The organism is Ruegeria sp. AL11 (assembly GCF_056540865.1).
On the sequence record NZ_JBQFXO010000047.1, the window covers coordinates 1 to 1,181 of the forward strand.

Here is a 1,181-nt window from a genome sequence, read left to right on the forward strand (position 1 = left end):
TGGCCTCGATCACTTTGTCCACGTCGGGATGCTTGGCGCTGCCCTTGGTGGAAAAGCTGAGCATCGCGATTTTTGGATCGACCTGCAGCAGCGTCCGGGCCGATGCGGCGGATGCGATGGCGATCTTGCTCAGCTCGCTCGCGGTCGGATTGATGACCAGCCCGCAATCGGAATACAGCATCGCCCGCGCCCCGGGCTGAGCGTTTTCCGGCGGGTACATCAGGAAAAAGGATGACACCATTCCTGCATCGGGGGCCATGCCAATCACCTGGATCGCCGCACGGACGATTTCGCCGGTCGTGTGAACGGCCCCTCCTACGGTGCCGGTGGCACGTCCGCTGCGCACCAGCATGGCGGCATAGACGGGGGGTGTTTCAACGGCAGCACGGGCTTTGGCCCGATCGACGCCTTTATGCTGGCGCAGTTCGAAAAAGGTCTGGGCAAATTCTTCGGTCAGGTCCGAAGTCACAGGGTCATGGATCTCAACGCCCTGAGAGGCCGCAGCCCCCTGATCTTTCAGGGCTGCTTCGACCTCGGCGTACGGGCCAACCAGAATGATATCGGCCAGATTGGCCCTCTGCGCGTTGATGGCCCCTTTTGTGATGCGGGGGTCGTTGCCTTCGCTGAGGGCGATTATGGGACGGGTGGCCGGAGCGTTTTGCCGCAACAGCTCGACGGGTGTCAGGGTCATGTGCTCCGGCCTCGTCCTGGGGTTAAGCGCCCTGCGCCTTCATGTCATCGGCGCTGATGCCGGCGACGGCGACGGGTTTTTTCATCGCGTCGCGGCGGAAAGGCTCGCCAAGCTCCTGGTTGATCAGGGCCTCGATCAGCGTGGTGATGCCGTTCTTCTGGTCCTCGATCGCCTGGTTCAGCGCCGCGGTCAGCTCGTCCTGGGTGCGGGCGACAACGCCTTTCAGGCCACAGGCCTGCGCGATACCGGCATAAGACACCTTGGTGTCCAGCTCGGTGCCCACGAAGTTGTCGTCGAACCACAGGGTCGAGTTGCGCTTTTCCGCGCCCCGCAGTCCAGCGTGCGCGACGACCCGTCTGCCAGCTCGACCTCGACAAAGGTCAGCCCCAGTCGGCCTTCGGTGTCCCTGACCTGCGCACCACGCAGAACTTCATAGTCATGGCTGGTCGGAGCGTCGTCACGGACGTCGACGACGGCAGCAATCCTGACA

The 1,181-nt window shown here is 63.2% G+C and carries 2 protein-coding genes and 1 pseudogene; all 3 read right to left on the bottom strand.

The annotated features are described in order from the left end of the window. On the bottom strand, window positions 1-691 hold a 691-nt coding region (locus tag ACR0IP_RS23165), incomplete at its 3' end, for a phosphate acyltransferase (RefSeq protein WP_480528160.1). Between the two features lie 22 nt (window positions 692-713). After that, a pseudogene (locus tag ACR0IP_RS23170) lies at window positions 714-1,019 on the bottom strand (thiamine pyrophosphate-dependent enzyme); the annotation flags it as partial. After that, a partial coding sequence (locus ACR0IP_RS23175; RefSeq protein WP_480528161.1) for a hypothetical protein occupies window positions 914-1,181 on the bottom strand: 268 nt, incomplete at its 5' end. The gene ACR0IP_RS23175 and the pseudogene ACR0IP_RS23170, both read right to left, overlap by 106 nt.